We start from the raw sequence: 20,850 nt of genomic DNA, 5'->3' as shown, positions 1-20,850 counted from the left end.
GTGGATGCGCCTTCGCCGCTACCCCTTCCGCTCCTTCCATGGATCGTCCTGATACAGGTAGTTCGGCTTCAGGATCTTGTTCTCCATGTTGGTGTGGAACACCGCCATGGTCGACGCCGACATCGGCGGGACGATCCACGTCCAGTCCGCATACACCGGGCGCTCGCACTGCCGCTCCTGCTGCTCGAACTTCTTGAAGTACTCCGAGAGCGTGTGGTGGTCCATCATCCGCACCTTGGCCTGCCGGAACGAGTGCAGCACCGCGACGTTCAGCTCGACCAGCGCGGCGTCCTGCCACAGCGTGTCGCTGCGTGACCGGTCCAGCCCGAGGCGATCCGCGATGAGCGGCAGCTGGTCGTACCGCGTCACGTCGCTCAGGTTGCGCGCGCCGATCTCGGTGCCCATGTAAAAGCCGTTGAACGGCGCCGCCGTGTACTGGATCCCGCCGAGATCGAGGGCCAGGTTGGAGACCGCCGGCAGCGCGTGCCACTTCAGCCCGAGCTCGGCGAACCACGCATACCGCGGGTGCTCGATCGGCACCTCGAGCACCTTCTCCCGCGGCAGCTCGAACCACTTCGGCCGGCCGTCGCCGATCTGGATGATCAGCGGCAGCAGATCGAAGCGCGTCCGCTCCCCGCCCGGCCAGCCCAGCGCGAGCGCCTGGTCCGTCAGCTCCACGTTCCCCGGATCGCCGAGGACGCCGCCCTCCGGGAGCCGGTAGCCCGCATAGCGGACCAGCTGACCGTTCCAGATGCGGATCCGCGGCTCACCCGGCCTGAACACCGTCATGGTCGCCCGGACGTCGCCCCCGTTGGTCGCCAGATCGAGGTGCTCGACGAGCGCCTGGAAGATCTCCTCCTCCGTCTTCAGGTGGCGCAGATCGCGCACGTGGAGCGTTGACCAGAAGAAGCGCCCGATGCAGCGCGAGCTGTTGCGCCACGCGAGCCGGGCGCCATAGGCGAGCTCGTCGGGCAGGTGCGTGTACGTGCCGTGCTTCTCCAGGCTCGCCCGCACCTCCTGCCAGCGCTCTTCCACCGCCGAGGGCACCCCGAGCTCCGCGTAGCACTGGCGCAGGAACGCCTCGGCCTCGGTCGGCACCGCCTCGGGCGCGGTGGGGGTCACGTGAAACGACCCGTGCTCGACCGGACACACCCCGCCAGCCGCCCGCGCCGCGCCGGCGCGCCGGAGCGGCGTCGGGCGGACCTCGCCGGCGGTGTCGACGTTCGAGCTGAACAGCTCCCGCTGGATGGCGTCCGCCGGCCAGCCCACCGCGCGCAGGTGCTCCTGCGCGTCGCGCATGAAGGCATCGGGACCACACACGAGCGCCTGCGATCCCGGCCGGTAAGGATACAGCTCGGCCACCTGCTCCCTGGACAGCCGCCCCTCCGCCTTCGTCGCGCGCAAGCGGAACGCGACGCCGGGCGTGCGGCCGGCGATCGCGCGCAGATCCTCCTCGAAATAGGCGAAATCCGGGGCGCGCGACGCCGACCAGTCGAGGAGGAAGGCCCGCGCGTCGGGGCGGCCGGCCCTGCCGTCGAGCGCCCGCAGCATCGCCATCGCCGGCGTGACGCCGATGCCGCCCGCGAGGAACACCACCCGCTCCACGGGCGGCGCCGGAAGGACGAAGCTGCCCTTCGGCGCCGACGCGCGCAGCAGCGAGGCCGCGGCGCGCTCGCACAGCCACCGCGAGAACACACCGAGCTCCTCGCGCTTCACCGTGATCTCGTAGTCGCCGCCGGCGCGCGCCGGCGCCGAGAGCGTGTACGCGCGCGCCACCCAGCGCCGATCGAGGTAGCCCTGCACGAGCACGTGCTGCCCGGGCACCGACGCCGCCGGCGCGCCGCCGACCGGCGAGAGCGTGATCTGGAAGATCCCGGGGGAGAGCTCCCGCGCGGCCTTCACCTCGGCCTGCTGGAGGCTCGATCCGCCGAACATCTCGGCGACCGCCGGGGCGCAGCCGCCGCAGATCTGGCCCGCTCGCGTCCGCTCCGACAGCTCGGCGGGCGTCGCGCACCCGGCCTCGATGAGGCTCGTGATCTGCCCGCGCTTGACCCCGGCGCAGTTGCACACGATCTCGTTCGGCTCGAACAGCGCCGCGGGTTGGTCGATCTTCAGCTCGCCGAGCTCCCGGAACGTCGTGAGCTGCCAGCCGGGCAGCGGGCCGCGCGCCATGAGCAGCCGCATCGCCGACGGGAGGTCGTTCCATTCCCCCTCGACGTGCAGCCCCGTGAGCTGCCCGCTCGACAGGAGCAGCGCGCGGCGCTTGTCGCGATCCCCGCACGGCACCCACCGGAGGCTCTCCGTGGGCGCGTCGAGCCACCGCGCCGAGACGCCGCTCCCGTCGAGCGCCCGGGAGAGCGACAGGACGCGGCCGGCGCCGTCCACGATCTTCGAGATCGCGGCCTCCTTGCCGGCCAGCGCGCCCATCGCGGCGCCGCTCTCGACGACCCCCTCGCGCCGGGAGAGCAGCCCCTGCCCGGGCAGCAGATGGACGTTGACGAAATCGAGCGCGTGCCGCTCGGCCCAGGCGTCGACGCTCGCGGGCGGCAGCTCGAGCCAGGCCTCGTCGGACCCGCGGACGTCCGCGGGGATCCCCTCCCTGGCCAGGCTCGCCCAGCCCTCGATCAGCGCCTCGGCCGCCGCCTTCCGCAGGCCCGCCTGGACGAGCGCCGCCACGGCCTGATCGGCCGGCGTGTCCACGTACCGGAGCTCGAACGAGTCCTCGCGCAGCAGCTGCTGGACCAGGTTGTCGAGCCGCCCCCGCAGCCCGGCGGTGAACTCCTCGAAGTCGACGGTCCCGTCCCCGGTCGTGTCCGCGGCCAGGAGCAGCGCCTTCGCCTCGTCGGCCCCCATCCCGAGGCCGGTGAGGTACGGCAGGAGCTCATCCTCGCTGAGCTTGCGGTTGTGGTCGCGATCGATCTCCTCGAACCGGCGCCAGGCGAAGCGCTCGCTCGTCAGGCCGGCGCGGAGGCCGCGCGAGAGCGCGGCCGCCACCTCGGCGCCGGAGCACGCGGCGGGGCCGCAGACGACGGGCGCCGGCGCGCCGGGCTGCTCGAGCGCGCGGATCGCCCTGCGGGCCACGTCCGCGGGCGCCACCCAGGGCAACGCGCCGCCGCCCAGCGGCAGCGGCAGCGTGCGACGGAGCCGGATGTCCTCGCGCCACAGGTTGAGCGCGCTCAGCAGCGGTCCGTGCCAGACCGTGGTCACCGCCTGGCCGGAGGCGCGCACGGACGCCTCAGCGTCGCGGATCTGCTGCCCCACCCGGCTCGAGGGAGGGAAGTACGGCGCCACCCAGAGGAGGTGCGACGCGCCCACCTCCCTCGCCGACGCGAGGAAGGTCCGCGCGGCCACGAGCGGATAGGCGAGATCCGCGGTGCCCATCACGAGCGCGATGGCCGGCTTTGCGGGCTCGATCGGCAGCGACTGGAGGAAGGAGGCGAGGTCGTTTCTGGGCTCGGAACAGACGATCTTGAGGAAGCTCATGGTGCTCGGCAGGGGCAGCCGCGGAGGAGCGCAACCGCCCTCGCGGCCGCCAGGCGGGCGTCGATGGCTGATGGCTGCGCGCGGGCGCGGAGCGCTCCGCGCCAGGATACGGCGCATCACCCGGCCGGCCGAAACCCGAAAACGCCCGCGCGACCCAGCACACACCGCCGCACCCAGGCCACCAAGGTACGCGCGGCGTCGGGGGATCCCTTGTTTTGCCTGGAGGAGATCCGTCTGCGCGTAACAATCTGCCTCATGGGGCACTTTGGTGCGCCGGCCTGCGCTGTCACCGCGGCCGGGTACGGCGCTGACGCGTCCGCCGCTCGACGTTCCCGCCGCCGATAGCCGCGTGGCGCCACCGAGACCTCGCCCGCTCGCCCCGGGCCGACGGGCGAGCGCGCTCCGCTGCATTCGCGGGAAATCCGACATGAAGGGAGAGCAGGCGAACGAGCATGCGGGCGACGATCGCGCGCTCGAGCTCCGCGCTGCGTGCGCTCGTACATCCTGTGGCTGTGTACGACTGCGGACCGGACATACGGGCACGATCCTTGAATTCGCTCGCTCAGCGCAGCCATGAAGACCCTTACTTCGGATCAACCCCTGGCGATGAGGAGCAAGCAGACGCGGTCATTGGCTGCGTCCCGTCCCGCGGCATCCACTGCGCGTCATCCCGTCCTGCAGGGCGTGACGATGACGCCGGCGAACGTCTCCGAGGCGCTGATCGCGCTGGAGACGGTCGCCGCGCGGCTGCGCGAGAGGAACGACCCGAGGGCGGTGTTCCCCGACGTCTACGCCGTGATCACGCGCCGCGTGAAAGAGGCGATCGAGGGCGCGGACGGCCGGTTCCTCGAGCCGGCGTGGATCTCGCGCCTGGCGGGGATCTTCTGCGAGTACTACCTGACGGCGCTCGCGGCGTCGCTCGACGGGCGGTCGACGGGCGTCGAGGCGTGGGACGTCGCGTTCCAGTGCGCCAGCGCGGGCGGGGCGGCGGCGGCGGTGCACGGGCTGCTCGGCATCAACGCGCACATCAACTACGACCTGGCCCTCGGGCTCTACCGGAACATCGTCCAGCACGGCGCGGCGCAGGACGCCCGGCTTCTCGACCGCTACCGTCACGACCACGACCTTGTGAATGAAATTCTCGCGGCGGCGATGCCGGAGATCTTCGCGATCCTGCGCGTTCGTTATGGCTGCCCGCTCGCCCGGATCGCGACCTTCAGCCGGGACGTGGAGCGCGCCGTCTCGAGCGTCGTGATGTACCTGCTGAAGTGCTGGCGCGACCGGGTCTGGACCGACCTGCTCTCCATGCTCGCGACGCTCGGGCACACCGGCGAGACGGGCAAGCGCGCGGTGCTCGCCCGGATGAACCAGCGTTCGGGGAAGATCGCCCGCACGTTCGCCGCGGGCCACGGGGCGCTCCGCGTCGGGGCCCCGCTCGCCCGCGGCGCCGCCCTCACGCTGGCTCTGGCTGCCTGACGCGGGCCATCCCCGCGAGCTGACCGCAGGCGCCGCCCACGTCGCGCCCCCGCGGCCGTCGCACAAGCGTCGTCACGCCATGGCCGGACAGCCGCGCCACGAAGGCGTCGAGCCGCGCGGGCGACGGCGGGCGCAGCGCCGGATCCGGGCCGGGGTTGCAGGGGATGACGTTCACCCTGCACCGGAGCCCGGCGACGTAGGCCGCGAGCAGATCCGCGTCCTCCGGGGCGTCGTTGACTTGATCGAAGAGCACGTACTCGAAGAGCACGCGCCGCCCCTGCGGCAACGCCCGCGCGATCGCCTCCTTCAGCGCCGCCATCGAGAAGCGCGCGTTCACGGGCATGATCGCCTGCCTGCGGGCGTCGTCCGGGGCGTTGAGGCTGACGGCGAGCTCCGCCCGCGCCTCGCGGAAGAACGGCTCGATCTTGTCCGCCACCCCGACGGTGCTCACGGTGACGTGCGACGGCGCGAACCGGAAGGCCCGCGGATCGGTGAGCAGCCGGATGGCCTTCAGCACCTCGCCGAGGTTATCGAACGGCTCCCCCATCCCCATGAAGACGAGGTTCCTGAGGGGCGCGCCGCCGCGCTCGGCCGCGAGCGCCCTGGCGATCCGGACCTGATCGACGATCTCGCCGGCGGCGAGCTGGCGCTCGAGCCCGAGGCGCCCCGTCTCGCAGAACGAGCAGGCCCGGGCGCAGCCGACCTGGCTCGAGACGCAGAGCGTGGTGCGGGCGGGCCCGGGGATGAGCACCGACTCGATGAGCGCGCCGTCGTGCGCGCGCAGGACGAGCCGGAGCGTGTCGTCCTGCGCCGGCGCCCGCTCGGCGATCTCGAGCGACGGCGCCGGATCGAGCGCGAGCAGCGCCTCGTGCGCCCAGGCCCCCACGCCCAGGGCGGCGAGCGCGCGCGCGTCCCAGGCCGGCGCAGGCGCCGGCGCGCCCGGCTCGGCGCCGAAGGCGTGGCGCACCACCTTGCCGGCGACCGAGCGCGCCGCCGACGCCGTGCCGCCGGCCCGGCGGAGCAGCTCAGCGAGCGAGGCCGCGTCGTGGTCGGCGAGCCGCGCGCGCCAGCGTGGGACACGCGCGCTCTTCCGGATCAGCGGGCGCCCTGCGACCTGCGCCGGCGGGTCGCCGGCGCGCAGGGGCGACGCCATCTCTTCGGGGATCTCCGGAACGCGCATGCGCACCCGCTAGCACGCCGGGCGCGGCGCCGCGCGGCCCAGCGACGCCGCGCCCGGCGTGGCCACCTCGCCCGGACGGCCGCCGGAAGGACCGCTCGCCGGGCGCTCCGGCCGGCCGAGCCCCGGCGCCCGCGCGTCCGCGCGTCCGTCGGATGGACGCTCGCCGGGCGCTCCGGCCGGGCCCCGGCGCCCGCCGTTTCCCCCACCCAGGTCATCGCGAGCTTGTCAATCGCATGTCGATCGCCACGCGAAAGACAAGCGAGAACTCGCCCGGCGCCCCGCATCCGACACGAAACCTGCGCGCCGTCTGGGGCCATCAGGTGGCCAATCTGTGGACAAGCATGTGGACTGTCAAACCGGGCTCGGGAACGTGATTTTTGGGTTGCAGATTGGTTCCGAAGGAGGGAGTTTAGCGCCCGGAAGTTGGGAGGCGCGCCGGGTCACGGAGCGCCAGAAATCGCAGAAAAATCAGTTGTATCGGTGTGGGCGGCGCGTCCATGCCCGGGCTGGCTTCGGCTGGCGCCGGGGCTTGGAGGGGCTGCCGCCCCGCGATCGGCGCAGGACGGGCAGCTCCGCGGAGTTGCCAGGGTCCCACGGGGTTTCCACAACCTGGGAACAACCTGTGGATTATTTGTCCCTCCTGCGCGTGGCGTGTTCCAGGATCGGGTGAGCGGGGTTCCCGTTCCCAAGCTTTTCTGGCGCTCGCGGACACACCGGTGGGCTACGTTGCGCGCCGATGTCCGCACGCAACGGCCCTGTTTCCTGCGCGCCGCGCGCGTCCCTCGCGATCGCGGGGGGCCTCGCCGGGTGGCTCGCTGCGGGCGCCGCGGCCGCGCAGGCTCCGCCGAGGAACGCGCAGGCGGAGGCGGCCTTGAAAGAGGCGATGGGGACCGACTACCTCGAGACGCGGTTCGCCGACGCGGAGCGCAAGCTCCGGGCTGCGCTGGACGCCTGCGGCGAGTCGGGCTGCTCGCCCGCGGTCAAGGCGAGGCTGCTGGTCGCGCTGGGCACCGTGCTCGCTCAGAGCAGAAAGGGGCTGGAGGACGCGCGGGGCGCCTTCGCGGACGCGCTCCGCGTCGATCCCTCGGCGAATCTGGACCCAGATCTGACGACCGCGGAGGTCTCCTCCGCGTTCGAGCAGGCGCGCGCGGCCACCGGCGCCGGGGCGACCGGGTCGCCCGCGGCGGCCGGGACGGGCGGAGCGCCTGCGGCGGCCGGAGCGGCGGAAGCGCAGCTCCAGATCGCGCCGATGCCCGAGCAGCGCGTCCGCACGCCCGTCCCGCTGTATGGCGAGGTCTCCGCCGAGCTGCTGCCCAGCGTGAAGCAGGTGACCGTCTGGTACCTGGCGCCCGGGGAGCGCGAGTACCGCTCTCTCGTCATGAAGAAGCTGCGGGGCCAGGGGTTCGGCATCAACGTGCCCTGCGCCGCGGTGGGAAGGACGGGAAAGCTCCTCTATCACGTCGCGGCCGTCGACGAGGACGGCGCGATCCTCGCGAGCGCGGGCACGCGCGACGCCCCGCTGGTCACGCAGATCAGCGAGAGCATCACCTCGGCGCCGCCTCGCTGGCCCGGCCACGCTCCGCCGGCGGAATGCGCGGCCCCGGAGCAGGAGCGCCCGCGGCAGTGCCTCGACGACCGGCAGTGCGACAGCGGGCTCGCCTGTGTCGGCGGCGCGTGCGTCACGCGAGCCGCAGCGGAGGCTGCGCCGGATGTCCGGAGGAGCTGGGTGGCCCTCACCTTCTCACCCGACGTCGCGCTGCTCTCCGGCCGGGACGTGTGCACCGTCGCGTCGCAGCGGAGCGACCATTTCGTGTGCCTGCGCGGCGACGGGACCCGGTACGACGGCACGCCGACGCCGGACGTCGCGAACGACGTGAACCTCGGCTTCGCGCTCGCGACGTTGCGGGTGACGATCGCCTACGATCGGCTGGTCCTCGACAACCTCACGGTCGGCGGCCGCGTCGGCTTCGCGGCCGGCGGCACGACGGAGGGCGGCGCCTCGTTCCTGCCGCTGCACCTCGAGGCGCGCGCGCAGTACTTCCTCGGCGCGCGGCCCTTCGAGCAGCTCGGCGCGCGCCCGTTCGTGCTCGCCGCGGTCGGGGTCGCGCAGGTCGACACCGAGGTCGACGTGGAGGTCCTCGAGGACGCGACCGCTTGCGGGGCCGACCCTGACACCACGAGCCCTTGCACGAGGCCGGGAGCGAGCGGCAGAGTCGAGGCTCGGCGACAGACGCTCACCGCGACCCGGCAAGCGGGCCAGGGGTTCGCGTCGGTCGGCGCGGGCGTTGCCTATGCGCCGATCGAGGCCCTCTCACTGAACCTCGCGCTCCGCGCGAGCCTCACCTTTCCTGCCGTGACCACCGTCCTCTCCCCGGAGGTCGGTCTTTCCCTGGGGTTCTGAATGGCTGACACCTCGGATATACGCCGCGGGGCGACTCCCCCGGGCGCGCTGCGCAACCCGAAGATCGACGCGGCGATCGAGCGCGCCGTGCAGCTCGGCGATCCGGCCGAGCTGCTCGCGCTGCTCGATCGCAGCTCCGGGCTGCCCGCCCGGCGCGGCGGGGTGCGCGCCCCCGGCCCCGACCTCGGACCGAACGCCCCCTTGCCGCGCGTGAACCTGGATCTCGCGCGGGCGGTCGGCGCGGCGATCGCGGACCGCGGCGCGCCGGCCGAGCATCTCGTGCGGGCGCTCTGCGCGACCACCGAGGAGTACGCGCTCATCGTGGCGGCGCAGGCGCTCGCGTCGCTCGCGGTGCAGCGCGCGGCGCCGGCGGGCGGAGCTGGGCAGGCGCTGCGCGCGGGCGGCGCGCGCCGCGGGAAGGGCGGGCTCGATCCGCTCGAGGCGCTCGAGGAGCTCGCCGAGGACCCGCGGCGCGTCGTGCGCGACGGGGTGGTGGCGGCGCTCCGCGCCGTCATCGCGGCGCGCGGCGACGCGGTGGTCGGCGAGCTCTCGTCCTGGACCGACGGCTACCTGCAGGCGTACGTCGCGCTCGAGGCGCTCGCCGAGCGCACGCTGCTCGCCAGGCTCTCGGCGGGCGCGGTGGTGGTCGAGCGCCTCGAGGAGGCGTTCGTGCTGTCGGATCGCTCCCCGCGCGCGGACGAGCGGCTGCAGGGCCTGCGCGTCCTCCGGCAGGGGATGCCCGCGCAGATCGCGGCCCTCGCCGGCCGCTTCCCCGAGGTCGTGCGCTGGCTCGAGGAGAAGACCCGGGCGGAGCGCCCCGAGTCGCGCGACGTCGTGGCGGACGCGATCGCCGCGCTCCGGAAGACGTCGTTCTCGGATGCGGAGGTCGACCGCCTGTCCGCGGCGCTCGGCGCGACCGCCCCGATACCGCGCTACGCGGCGCGCATCGTCCAGGGGACGCGCAAGCGGAGCAAGGGGCGGCGGTAGGGACGGTCGGGCCTGGGCCGCCGGCGCGACGATCGCCGAAACGCAGGAGATCAGGCGGCCTGCTGCGACCCCTCCGGCGCTCCGGCGCCGCCCTGCTGCTCCCTGGCGGCCCCGGTGAACAGGAATTGCAGCGCCCCGGGCGCGCGCCGGCGCCACGCGTCCTCGGAGTGAGTCCCGTCCTCGTCCAGGCAGAACAGCAGGTTGTCGTCCCTGTAGCCCTGCTGGCGAAGTTGCTCGACCAGCCGCGCGGCGTCGCGCAGCACCGAGCCCCCGTCCTCCTGAGCGCCGGCGTCGACGTACAGCCTCGAGCTCGCGGGGACGGCCAGAGACGCGAGGACGTCGAAGATCTTGCGCTCGGCGAACCAGAGCGATGGCGACATGCAGAGCGCGGCCCCGAACACCTCGGGGCAACGCCGATGAGCGTAGAGCGCCGCGAGGCCCCCCATGGATGAGCCGCCGATCGCCGTGCTGGCCGGGTCGCGCCTCACCGCGAAGCGCTCCTGTACGGCCGGCACGATCTCGGAGGTGAGCCAGCCCAGAACATCGTCGAGCTTCCCTTCGCTTCCGTCGCCCGGGAACGGCGACAGCTCCGTCAACCGCTCGGGCCCGCCGTGATCGAGCCCCACCAGGACCGGCGCTTCGAGACCTCGATTGGCGAGATCATGGACGGCCTCGTGAAGGTGCCACCCTCCGCTGTAGGAGGGGTCGTCGTGAAAGACGTTCTGCCCATCGAACAGGAAGAGCACAGGCGATGGCCGCCCCTCACGCGCCCCCTCGTCGGGCAGGTAGACACGCACGTTGCGCTCCCCGTGGAAGCCGGGAATTCGGTAGGGACCGAGAAGATAGATGACATGTGTTTTCGCGGAGGTCTGCTGTTCCACCGTCCCGGTCTGAAGCAATCACCGGGCCGCCACTCGGCCGCTGCTCTCGCTGCGGAGCGCGGCGCGGCCCGGGCCATCTCGGCTCCCGGGTCGCGCCGCTCTGCCATGGCAGAACGCCTCACGCGTGACACGCTGCTGCGAGCAGGCGGCCGCCGCCGCGGGTGCCTGGCCTAATTGCAGCTCGCCTCGGAGCTGCCGCCGAACACTGTGGTCCAGTAGGACCCGTACGTCCCGCCTCCGGTCGCACGCCCGATGCCGATGACCTTGAAGGCGGAGCCGAGCATGTTCTTGTTGTGGCCGTCCGAGTTCTTCCACTGGGTGAACGTCGCCTGCGCTGCCGAGTAGCCAGCGGCGATGTTCTCGGCCATGGCGTTGCCCCCGCAGCCGAGCTCGTAACAGGCGTTGCACATGCGGGTCCAGGGCGACCGGCCGTCGAGGCTCGTGTGCGAGAAATAGTTCTGATCGCGCATGTCCTCGCTGTGCCCCTGTGCAGCGCGGTTCATCGAGGTGCAGGCCGAGAGCGCCCCGAGGCCGTTCTGCGCGCGATACTGGTTGATGATGGTGAGGAACGCCTGCTCCTCGGTGTCGAGCGGAGTCGTGCTGGGCCCGGCGCCGCTGCACATCTGGCATGCGCCGCAGTCGCTCGAGCAGCTCGAGCAGTCCTCGCCCGCGCCGCAAACCCCATTGCCGCAGACCTCACCGCCCGTCGAGCCGCCCGCGCCTCCGGTGCTGCTCGTCGAGCCGCCCGCGCCTCCGGTGCTGCTCGTCGAGCCGCCCGCGCCTCCGGTGCTGCTCGTCGAGCCGCCCGCGCCGCCCTCGCCGCCCGTGCCGCCCGTGCCGCTCGTCGAGCCGCTCGCGCCGCTGCCCGGCGTCGCGGGGCCGCACGCCGCCTGCACGTAGAGCCGCTTCGCGGTCCTCCTGCACGGATCACCGGAGAAGGTCGTGTTGCTCGCCCGCACGGTGCAGCTCGCCTTTCCGAGGCACGCGCGCTCCACGACGGCCTTCGACGTCGGCGCGTTGCACGCCGTGGCCGAGTAGCCGCCGCAGACCCCGCGCGGCCTGCCATAACTCGCGAACTGGATCGCCGTGATGACCTCGCCGGCAGGACAGGAGAGCTCCACATCCGAGCCCTCCGACGCGGTATCGCAGACCGCCCCCGCGAGCGGCGAGGACTGGTCCTCCGACAGCTCCGCCGACGGCTCCTCGCCGACCTCGGTCGAGGCGAGGCAGCCGACGGCAGAACAGCCAGCGATGAAGGCGAGGACAAGCGTCCTGTGCAAAGCGCTCATATGCATGCTCCTTGGTTCTCTGGGCCCGTCCGAGCTCGGCCCGCCCCTGCGTCGCGGCTCGCGCCAGCACGTACGCCGGGGCACACGACACCTCGACGGGCCACCCCAGTACAGCGTTGTTCAGGGGGCGGAGTAGCGCACAGCGCGATCCCACGCAGCGCAGCGCCTCCCTTCGATTCGCTCACGACACGGTGTCACCTGACCGCTGGCATGTCCAGATACGAAACACTCTGACAGGCATGATTTGCCGCCGGATCACTGGATCTTTTCAAGGGCCATGAAACCGAGCTTCCCGGAGCTCGACGACACAGGATTTCTTCACGCGAAGACGGTGTGAGACATGGAGCCATCAGGACACAACATCTCCCCTGGTCCGAAGGGTGGGTGTCCGTGTCCGACGACAGACCGCGATCAGAAGCCCGTGGGCGCGACGACACCCTGCGAGCCTCCGCCTCCGCCCGCCGTGGATCGCGCGTCGATGCGCGCCGCGGCGAGCCACAGGCCGCATGTCAGCAGCAGGTCAATCGAACGCCCATGAAATTCCGCGCGACTCCCCCGCTCCTCGCCACACCGCCACGCCGCTCGCCTGAGGGCCCTCGTCCGCTCACGTCCGCGGCAGAGCTCGTCCTTGCGCCACGCGCGGGGTGGCGGTGGATGTGGCCTCTTGCCGCACGCGCGCGCCATCTCCTCCGCGCGGCATGCGGGCTGCCGCGCTCGTGGAAAGGTGGAAAGGCGGCCTGACGGCCTGACGCCCCGATGACCGCGCGGCGACCCCGCAGCACGGCCGCTCGACTGCGAACCGCGAGGCCGCACCCGCGGCGGCTCCTGTGCTATGACCGCCGACCATGCGCCTCAAGGACCGCGTTGTCTTCATCACAGGAGCTTCCCGCGGGATCGGACGGGCCGTCGCCCTCGCCTGCGCGCGAGAAGGCGCCGATATCGTCGTCGCCGCGAAGACGGAGGTCGCCGAGAACCCGCGCCTCCCGGGCACGATCCACGACGTCGCCCGCGAGATCGAGCAGCTCGGCCGCCGCGCGCTGCCCATCAAGCTCGATGTCCGCGACGACGAGGCCTGCAGGGGCGCCGTCGCCACGGCCGTCGAGCGCCTCGGGCGCATCGACGCGCTCATCAACAACGCGGGCGCGCTCTGGTGGGCCGACGTCGTGGACACACCCATGAAGAAGTTCGACCTCATCATGGGCATCAACGTGCGCGCGTCGTTCGCCCTCTCGCAGGCCGTCCTCCCCCAGATGATCGCGCAGAAATACGGCCACATCATCATGATGTCGCCCCCCGTCGACGCCGAGGCCTGCGCCCACCACGGGGCCTATGCGGTCTCCAAATTCGGCATGACGATGATCGCCGACGCCATCGCCGGCGAGTACGCGGAGCACAACGTCACGGCCCACGCCCTCTGGCCCGCGACCGCGATCGAGAGCTTTGCCACGATCAACTTCGGCCTGGGCGGCCCGGAGCTCTGGCGCAAGGCGGATATCCTCGCCGACGCGACGCTCGCGCTGCTCTCGCGCGAGCCGTCGGCGCGGCGGGGCAAGGCGTGGATCGACGAGGCCCTGCTCCGCGAGGAGGGCGTCACCGACTTCTCGAAGTACCAGTGCGTGCCCGGCGTGGAGCCGCCGCACTTCCCCTTCACCGCGATCCCCAAGGCGACCAGCACGAAATCATGAGGCGCGACCCGTGACCCGCGAGGACGACAAGAAGACGCGCCCCGCCGCCGGCGGCGGCATCGATCCCGGGCCAGAGCTCGCCGCGGTCTTCGACGACCTGGAGACGCTGCTCAAGAACGGCGACGTGATCGAGGCGCTCACGGCGCGCGGGATCAACGCGAGCCTCGCGCTGCTCGCCGCCGACGCGCTCCGCGCCTACCTTGCGGGCCGCAAGGCCGACGCGGCGGAGGACTTCGCGACCGTCGCGGAGGAGATCCGCGGCCGGCTCGCCGCGAGCGCCGAGGCGCAGGGGCCGGACGACGGATCGCCAGGGGAGCCGTCACGCTCGAACGGGAGGGGCTGAATGGGCACGAGCTTCGAAGCAGAGCAGACACCGAGGCCAGGCGAGGGCGCGCGGCCGGCGCCGCCCTGGGAGCCGGCCGCGGCCCTCTCCGGCGCCGACTACTCGGCCGTCGAGCTGGCGCAGGGCGACGACCGCGTGTTCCTCCTCGAGCAGCGCGAGCTGCCCGAGCGCGAGCGCTACCTCACCGTGACCGACTCCGCCGGCGTCGCCGAGGCCATCCGGACCATGGTGGTCCGCGGCGCCCCGGCCATCGGCATCGCCGCCGCGTACGGGATGGCGCTCGCCGCGCGCGCCGCCCGCGACGAGGGCGCCTCCAGCTACGTCGCCGCCATGCGGGCGGCGGGGGAGCACCTCGCCTCGGCCCGGCCCACCGCCGTGAACCTCGGGTGGGCGGTGCGGCGCGCGATCGCCGCGGCCCTGCAGAACGCCGGGCGCCGCGGCGAGGAGCGCGCGCGGGAGCTCGCCGAGCTCGCCCGCGAGATCCACCGGGAAGACGTCGCCGCCTGCCACCAGATGGGCCGCGCGGGCGCCGCGCGCCTGCCGGAGTCGGGCACGGTCCTCACCCACTGCAACGCGGGCGCGCTCGCGACCGGCGGCTACGGCACGGCGCTCGGCGTGATCCGCGCCGCCATCGAGGAGGGCAAGGCGCTCCGCGTGCTCGCGTGCGAGACCCGCCCGTACCTCCAGGGCGCCCGCCTCACCGCCTGGGAGCTCCAGCGGGACGGCATCCCCGTCGAGGTGATCTCCGACTCGATGGCCGCGTGGTTCATGCAGAAGGGCGAGATCGGCGCCGTCGTCGTCGGGGCCGACCGCATCGCGCGGAACGGCGACGTCGCGAACAAGATCGGGACCTACGGCCTCGCCTGCCTCGCGCGCCACCACGGCATCCCGTTCTACGTGGCCGCCCCGTGGAGCACGATCGACCTCGCCACCGACAGCGGCGCGTCGATCCCGATCGAGGCGCGGAGCCGCGACGAGCTCGCCGTCGTCGGCGGCCGCCGCGTCGTCCCGCCCGGCGTGCCCGTCCGGCACCCGGCCTTCGACGTCACCCCCGCGGAGCTCGTCACGGCCGTCTTCACCGAGCGCGGCAAGCTGACGACGCGCGAGATCAGCCGCTCCGTGCCGCCTGCGCCGCCGGCAGGTTAGCGCCGGCCGCGCGAGGGCCGCGGCGCCGGCGCGCGCCCTCCCCCTCGCGCTCCCCCGCCGCATGGGCTAAGGACACCCCTGATGGCGCAGTTCTCGCCCAAACCTGAATGGCTCAAGGTCCGCGCTCCCGGGGGTGACACGTACCACCACCTCAAGGAGACGTTCCGCAAGCTCGATCTCCACACGGTCTGCGAGGAGGCGCGCTGCCCGAACGTCGGCGAGTGCTGGCGCGAGGGGACCGCGACGGTGATGCTCCTCGGCGACGTGTGCACGCGCGGCTGCCGCTTCTGCGCGGTCACGACGGGCGATCCGCGCGGCGCGGTCGACGTGCGCGAGCCGGAGCACGTGGCCCGCGCCATCGCCCGGCTCTCGCTCCAGTACGTCGTGATGACGATGGTCAACCGCGACGACCTGCTCGACGGCGGCGCCGAGCACGTCGCCCGCACGGTGAGCCGCCTGCACGCGCTCCGGCCCGACCTGCTCATCGAGACGCTGGTCGGCGACTTCCAGGGCCACATGAGCGCCGTCGACATGGTGGTCGACGCCGGGCCCGACGTCTTCGCCCACAACGTGGAGGTCGTCCGCCGCATCACGCGCGTCATCCGCGACGTCCGGTCGAGCTACGACCAGTCGCTCGCCGTGCTCCGGCGCGCGAAGGAGCGCCAGCGGCGCCTCGCCGCCGACGCCGCGGAGGCCGGCGCGCCCGCGCCGCGGCGGCTCACCAAGAGCTCGATCATGGTCGGCATCGGCGAGACCGACGACGAGGTCCTGGAGGCGCTCCGCGACCTGCGCGAGGCCGGGGTCGACATCGTGACGATCGGCCAGTACCTCCGCCCCTCCTCGAAGCACGCGCCCGTGCAGCGCTTCGTCGAGCCCGAGACCTTCGCCGCGTTCGAGCGCGCGGCGCTCGAGATGGGCTTCCTCTACGCCGCCAGCGCGCCGCTCGTTCGGTCGAGCTACAAGGCGGCCGAGGTCTTCGTCCGCAGCCTGATGGACCGAGGCGGCGCGGCGCAGCCCGCCGGCGCCTCCCCGGGCGGCGCCCCGGCCGTCGAGGCGCTCCTCGAGGAGCGCCTCGCCGTGGCGCGCCGCGAGGCCGCCCGCCTCACCGCAGAGCTCGACCCGGACGAGCCCCGCCCGCCCGTCGCCCCGGCGACGGCGTCGGCGAGCCCCGCGGGCCTCGTCCCGGCCGCCTCCCTCGTCCGCCGCTAGACCGCCCCCGAGCGGTGCTCACCCGCTCTGGGACGGGCTCGGCAGACTGGATGGCAGACTGAACGCATTCACCGCGGGGAGCGCGGGTTGGGAGGCGCAAGCGCCTTGACGCTTACCGGCGTTTGGCCGAGCGTGTTGGACGGCAGGAGGGTCCAACACCACGATGTCCGCTCCCATCAACAGGCGCCCCGGCGGCATCGCTCCAGGCGCCTCGCGCCTCGGCTCGGAGGCGCCCCGCGTTCGCGTGGCGTCGATCCTGTCCCAGGCCGCGAGGGCCTACAGCGCGCGCCCTCCCATCGAAGACATCACGATGCCCACCGGCTTCGATCCCGCCGCGGTGGCGCTCTTCGAGACGATCATCGAGGCCGCGTTCCTCGTCGCGAACGCCGACGGCCACTTCGACGACGAGGAGCGCGGGCGCTTCCAGGCGATCGTCGCCGGCGCCTGCCAGAACCTCGTCCACGAGAAGCAGCTCGAGGCGCTCCTCGCCGATCTCGGCGAGATGCTGGCCGAGGACGGGCTGGAGAAGCGCATCAGCATGGTCGCCCGCACGATCGCGCGGACAGAGCATCAGCGCGAGGTGCTCCGCGTGGCGGCCTCCATGGCGCACGCCTCCGGCGGCGTGAGCGCGCAGGAGCACGGCGTGCTCGAGCAGCTCGCGCGCGGCTTCAAGCTCGACGTGGCCGCCGTCGACGAGGCCCTCGCGCAGGCAGCCGAGCCCGTGAACGTCTAGCGTGGACATCAGCGCCGCCGCGTACGGCGGGAGACGCGCATCAGGGCGCGCGCGGGTTCGAGCTCGCCGCGGCGAGTCAAACCCCGCGCGATCGCTGCGACGAGTCAACGTCACGTCAACGTCACGCGTAAAGCGAATGAGCGTACGCCGCGTCTGGGCACTGGTCTCGGGCAGCGCCTTTGGTTAGTGTCCCGCGAACCGATGAGCACCGCGACGTACTCCACCGACCGCCCGCCGAACGTCTCCGGGGCAAGCCTCGAGCCGCAGGCTGCCGTCGCGCGGCACCCGCTCGATACGTGTGCCGACGACGTGATCAAGGTCCTGCGCGACGACGGCTCGCTCGACCCCGCGCACGATCCGAAGCTCGAGCCATCGGAGGTGATCGCCCTCTACAAGGCCATGATGCGCACGCGCCTGCTCGACGAGCGGCTCGTGGCGCTGCAGCGCCAGGGGCGCATCGGGTTCCACATCGGCTCGCTGGGTGAGGAGGCGACGGTCCTCGGCAGCGTATCCGCGACGCGGCCCCAGGACTGGGTGTTCCCGTGCTACCGCGAGTTCGGCGCGGCGCTCTGGCGAGGGCTGCCGCTCCAGCGGTACATCGACAACATGTTCGGCAACGCGAACGACACGGTGAAGGGGCGGCAGATGCCGGACCACTACACCTACCGCGAGGGCCACTTCGGCTCGGTGAGCTCGCCCATCGGCACGCAGATCACCCAGGCTGTCGGCTTCGCGTGGGCCGCCAAGCTGAAGCGCGACGAGCTCGTCACGCTGGCCTACTTCGGCGACGGCGCGACGAGCTCGTCGGATTTCCACAGCGGCCTGAACTTCGCTGGCGTGTTCAAGGTGCCGGTCATCTTCCTCTGCCGGAACAACGGCTGGGCGATCAGCGTGCCGACCGAGCGCCAGACGTCGAGCAACACGTTCGCGAGCAAGGGCGTCGCCTACGGCGTCCCCGGGGTGCGGGTCGACGGCAACGACGTGTTCGCCGTCGTGAAGGTGATGCGCGACGCGATCGCGCGCGCCTCGCGCGGCGAGGGCGCGACGCTCATCGAGGCGATGACGTACCGCCTGTCGGGCCATTCGACGAGCGACGACCCGAAGGCGTACCGCCCCGACGCGTGGCTCGACCCGTGGCGGCGGCTCGACCCGATCGCGCGGCTCCGGCGGCACGTCGAGCGCACCCAGGGCTGGACGGAGGCGCAGGATCGCGAGATCGAGGCGGCGGTCGACGCGGAGGTCAAGGCGTGCATCGCGGCCTCGGAGAAGGTCCCGCCGCCGCCGCTCGACTCGATGTTCGAAGACGTCTATGCGGAGCCGCCCTGGCACCTCGTGGAGCAGCGGGAGCAGCTCAAGGCGGGCCCGAGGCCCAAGGGCCACGGCGGCCACTAGGCTGCGCGGACGGCGGCGTCGGCGTGGCGGCTCGCCGGACGGCGGCGCGGCGGGGGTGGCGCCGCTGCCCGCGATCGGCGGGGAGCCTCGGGGGGCCGGGGCGCCGGTGAGGTTGTACCCCCACCTGTTGTCCGAGAGACGGAGACGAAGAGCATGCCTCAGATGAACATGGTCCAGGCGATCAACGACGCGCTACGCCACGAGATGCGGCGGGACGCGCGGGTCGTCGTGCTCGGCGAGGATGTCGGCAAGGTCGGCGGCGTGTTCCGCGTGACCCAGGGCCTGTTCGACGAGTTCGGGGACGACCGGGTGATCGACACGCCGCTCTCGGAGAACGGGATCGTGGGGACGGCCATCGGGATGGCGCTCTACGGGCTCGTGCCCATCCCGGAGATCCAGTTCGCCGATTTCATCTATCCCGCGTACGACCAGATCGTGTCCGAGCTGGCGAAGTACCGCTACCGCTCGGGGGGCGAGTATCCGTCCAAGCTGGTCATCCGGACGCCGTTCGGCGGCGGCATCCGCGGCGGGCACTACCACTCGCAGTCGCCCGAGGCGCAGTTCATCCACGTGGCGGGCCTGAAGGTCGTGTGCCCGTCGAACCCGGCCGACGCGAAGGGGCTCTTGCTCTCGTCGATCCGAGACCCGGATCCGGTGCTGTTCTTCGAGCCGAAGCGCATCTACCGCGCCGCGAAGGGCGACGTCCCCGAGGGCGAGTACACGGTCCCGCTCGGCCAGGCGAAGGTGGTCCGGCCGGGCTGGCACGTGACGCTCGTTGTCTGGGGCGCGATGCTCTACGAGGCGCTCGACGCGGCGAACCAGGCGGCCGCCCAGGGCGTCGAGTGCGAGGTGATCGACCTGCGCACGCTGTGGCCGCTCGACATCGACACGGTGATCGAGTCGGTAAAGCGGACGGGCCGGTTCATCGTTGTGCACGAGGCGCCGAAGACCTGCGGCCTCGGGGGCGAGCTCGTCGCGCTGGTCAACGAGAAGGCGTTCCTCCACCTGGAGGCGCCGCCGGTCCGGGTCACGGGCTTCGACACCCCGTTCCCGTACACCCTCGAGAACGAGTATCTCCCTCTGTCCCATCGTATCCTTCCGGCGATCCTGGAGACGGCGAGGTACTGACGCATGGGCAAGTACGAGTTCAGGCTTCCGGACATCGGCGAGGGCGTCACCGAGGGCGAGATCGTGACCTGGCTGGTGTCGCCGGGCGACATGGTCGCCGAGGACCAGCCGATGGTCGAGGTGATGACCGACAAGGCGACGGTGACGATCACGTCGCCGCGCACGGGCCGGATCGTGGAGACGCGGGGCAAGGTGGGCGGGGTCGTCCCTGTCCACTCGGTGCTCGTCGTGTTCGACCTCGACGACCGGCCTGAGGCGGCGGCGCCGCCCGCGTCGGGGGCGGGGGTGCGACAGGCCGCCGCGAAGGCTGGGGCTGCGGAGCCGCCCGCGAAGTCCGGGGCCGCGGAGCCCGCGGCGACGGCGGTCGGCGACATCCGGGAAGACCTCCCGGGGATGAACCTGGTGGCGCCGGCGCGGTCGGCGTGGGCGAACGGCAGCATCGGCGCGGGGTCGCGCGCGGCGGCCTACTTCAACGAGAAGCCGCTCGCGACGCCCGCGACGCGCAAGCTGGCGCGCGACCTCGGGGTCGACCTGCGGCGCGTGCCGCCGACCGGCCCGGCGGGCCGCGTGACGAAGGACGACGTGCGGGCGCTCGAGGCGCCCGAGGACGCGGCCCCGGCGCTGCCCGAGGCGGCGCCCAGGCGGGCGGCCCCGGCGCTGCCCGAGGCGGCCCCGAGGCCGGCGGCGGCGGGGCCCGGCCAGCTGGACGAGGAGCCGGGGCACGGGGCGGCGCGGCCCGAGGGAGAGCGCGGCCGGGGGTTGCCGTCGGGGCCGGGCGACGAGCGCGTCCCGCTGCGGGGCGTGCGCAAGCGGATCTTCGAGGCGATGTCGCGGTCGAAGCACACGGCGGCGCACTTCACCTTCGTCGAGGAGTGCGACGTCTCCGCGCTGAAGGAGCGCCGCGCGCGCCTGCGCCCGCTGGCCGAGAAGGCGGGCGTGAAGCTGACCTTCCTGCCCTTCTTCGTGAAGGCCGTCGTCGCGGCGCTCAAGAAGCACCCGACGTTGAACAGCGCCTTCGACGAGGCGACGCAGGAGATCGTCGTCAAGAAGAGCTATCATATCGGCATCGCGTCCGCGACCGAGGCCGGGCTCATCGTGCCGGTGGTGCGCGACGCGGATCGGCGGAGCGTGCTGGAGATCGCGCAGGAGATCGCGCGGCTCGGCGAGGACACGAAGTCGGGGCGGGTGAAGCCGGAGGATCTCGGCGGCTCGACGTTCACGATCACGTCGCTCGGCCAGCAAGGGGGGCTGTTCGCGACGCCGATACTGAACTTCCCGGAGGTCGCGATCCTCGGGATCCACCAGATGAAGCAGAAGCCGGTGGTGCGCGACGGGCAGATCGTGATCGGCGAGGTGATGCTGGTGTCGCTGTCGTTCGACCACCGGATCATCGATGGGCACGTGGGGGCGGCGTTCGCTTACGAGATCATCGGGTACCTGGAGGATCCGGATCGGCTGTTCCTGGAGATGAGCTGAGCCGCTGCTGTGCGCGGCAGCGGCCGCGCGCGGCAGCGATG

15 protein-coding genes are annotated in these 20,850 nt (G+C 72.7%); 11 read left to right on the top strand and 4 right to left on the bottom strand.

Annotation, left to right across the window (positions count from 1 at the left end; genetic code table 11):
* Window positions 1-18 precede the first annotated feature (18 nt).
* Window positions 19-3,483, bottom strand: coding sequence for a nitric oxide synthase oxygenase (locus WME97_RS08415; protein ID WP_437550978.1), 3,465 nt, complete (start codon window positions 3,481-3,483; stop codon window positions 19-21).
* A 690-nt stretch (window positions 3,484-4,173) separates the two neighbouring features.
* On the opposite strand from WME97_RS08415, the gene WME97_RS08410 reads away from it, so the two are divergent.
* A complete protein-coding gene (locus WME97_RS08410; protein WP_437550976.1) occupies window positions 4,174-4,959 on the top strand; it encodes a DUF5995 family protein in 786 nt (261 codons plus the stop codon).
* Here the strand turns inward: WME97_RS08410 and rlmN are convergent.
* On the bottom strand, window positions 4,937-6,139 hold the full coding sequence (rlmN, locus tag WME97_RS08405; RefSeq protein WP_437550975.1) for a 23S rRNA (adenine(2503)-C(2))-methyltransferase RlmN: 1,203 nt from the start codon (window positions 6,137-6,139) through the stop codon (window positions 4,937-4,939). The genes WME97_RS08410 and rlmN overlap by 23 nt on opposite strands.
* 736 nt (window positions 6,140-6,875) lie before the next feature.
* On the opposite strand from rlmN, the gene WME97_RS08400 reads away from it, so the two are divergent.
* Both WME97_RS08400 and WME97_RS08395 read left to right on the top strand, forming a co-directional pair.
* Window positions 6,876-8,540, top strand: a complete 1,665-nt coding sequence (locus tag WME97_RS08400; protein ID WP_437550973.1) for a hypothetical protein — start codon at window positions 6,876-6,878, stop codon at window positions 8,538-8,540.
* Entirely contained in the window at window positions 8,541-9,527 is a 987-nt protein-coding gene (locus WME97_RS08395; RefSeq protein ID WP_437550971.1) for a hypothetical protein, read from the top strand.
* Window positions 9,528-9,577: 50 nt separating this feature from the next.
* On the opposite strand, the gene WME97_RS08390 is transcribed toward WME97_RS08395, so the two are convergent.
* Window positions 9,578-10,408, bottom strand: a complete 831-nt coding sequence (locus WME97_RS08390) for an alpha/beta hydrolase (protein WP_437550969.1) — start codon at window positions 10,406-10,408, stop codon at window positions 9,578-9,580.
* 170 nt (window positions 10,409-10,578) lie between these two features.
* Window positions 10,579-11,697, bottom strand: coding sequence for a CAP domain-containing protein (locus tag WME97_RS08385; RefSeq protein ID WP_437550967.1), 1,119 nt, complete (start codon window positions 11,695-11,697; stop codon window positions 10,579-10,581).
* Between the two features lie 845 nt (window positions 11,698-12,542).
* Here WME97_RS08385 and WME97_RS08380 point away from each other — a divergent pair.
* The 8 genes from WME97_RS08380 to WME97_RS08345 all read left to right on the top strand — a co-directional run bounded on the left by WME97_RS08380 (window position 12,543) and on the right by WME97_RS08345 (window position 20,809).
* Window positions 12,543-13,382, top strand: a complete 840-nt coding sequence (locus tag WME97_RS08380) for an SDR family oxidoreductase (RefSeq protein WP_437550966.1) — start codon at window positions 12,543-12,545, stop codon at window positions 13,380-13,382.
* Window positions 13,383-13,392: 10 nt separating this feature from the next.
* Window positions 13,393-13,725, top strand: a complete 333-nt coding sequence (locus WME97_RS08375; protein ID WP_437550964.1) for a hypothetical protein — start codon at window positions 13,393-13,395, stop codon at window positions 13,723-13,725.
* On the top strand, window positions 13,726-14,871 hold the full coding sequence (gene mtnA / locus WME97_RS08370) for an S-methyl-5-thioribose-1-phosphate isomerase (RefSeq protein ID WP_437550962.1): 1,146 nt from the start codon (window positions 13,726-13,728) through the stop codon (window positions 14,869-14,871).
* 81 nt (window positions 14,872-14,952) lie between these two features.
* Window positions 14,953-16,080, top strand: coding sequence for a lipoyl synthase (gene lipA / locus WME97_RS08365; RefSeq protein ID WP_437550960.1), 1,128 nt, complete (start codon window positions 14,953-14,955; stop codon window positions 16,078-16,080).
* Between the two features lie 163 nt (window positions 16,081-16,243).
* Window positions 16,244-16,813 (top strand): tellurite resistance TerB family protein, encoded by a 570-nt coding sequence (locus WME97_RS08360; RefSeq protein ID WP_437550958.1) that lies wholly within the window; start codon window positions 16,244-16,246, stop codon window positions 16,811-16,813.
* Window positions 16,814-17,014: 201 nt separating this feature from the next.
* On the top strand, window positions 17,015-18,205 hold the full coding sequence (locus WME97_RS08355; RefSeq protein ID WP_437550956.1) for a thiamine pyrophosphate-dependent dehydrogenase E1 component subunit alpha: 1,191 nt from the start codon (window positions 17,015-17,017) through the stop codon (window positions 18,203-18,205).
* Between the two features lie 153 nt (window positions 18,206-18,358).
* The gene (locus WME97_RS08350) at window positions 18,359-19,333 is read left to right on the top strand and encodes an alpha-ketoacid dehydrogenase subunit beta (RefSeq protein ID WP_012234205.1); all 975 of its coding nucleotides are present in this window, start codon (window positions 18,359-18,361) and stop codon (window positions 19,331-19,333) included.
* Window positions 19,334-19,336: 3 nt separating this feature from the next.
* Complete coding sequence (locus WME97_RS08345; protein ID WP_437550954.1) at window positions 19,337-20,809, top strand: dihydrolipoamide acetyltransferase family protein; 1,473 nt, start codon at window positions 19,337-19,339, stop codon at window positions 20,807-20,809.
* Window positions 20,810-20,850 lie beyond the last annotated feature (41 nt).

The organism is Sorangium sp. So ce367 (assembly GCF_051520455.1).
Lineage (GTDB): Bacteria > Myxococcota_A > Polyangia > Polyangiales > Polyangiaceae > Sorangium > Sorangium cellulosum_B.
The sequence above is the reverse complement of the archived record's forward strand: the minus strand, read 5'-3'. Positions and strand labels throughout refer to the sequence as shown.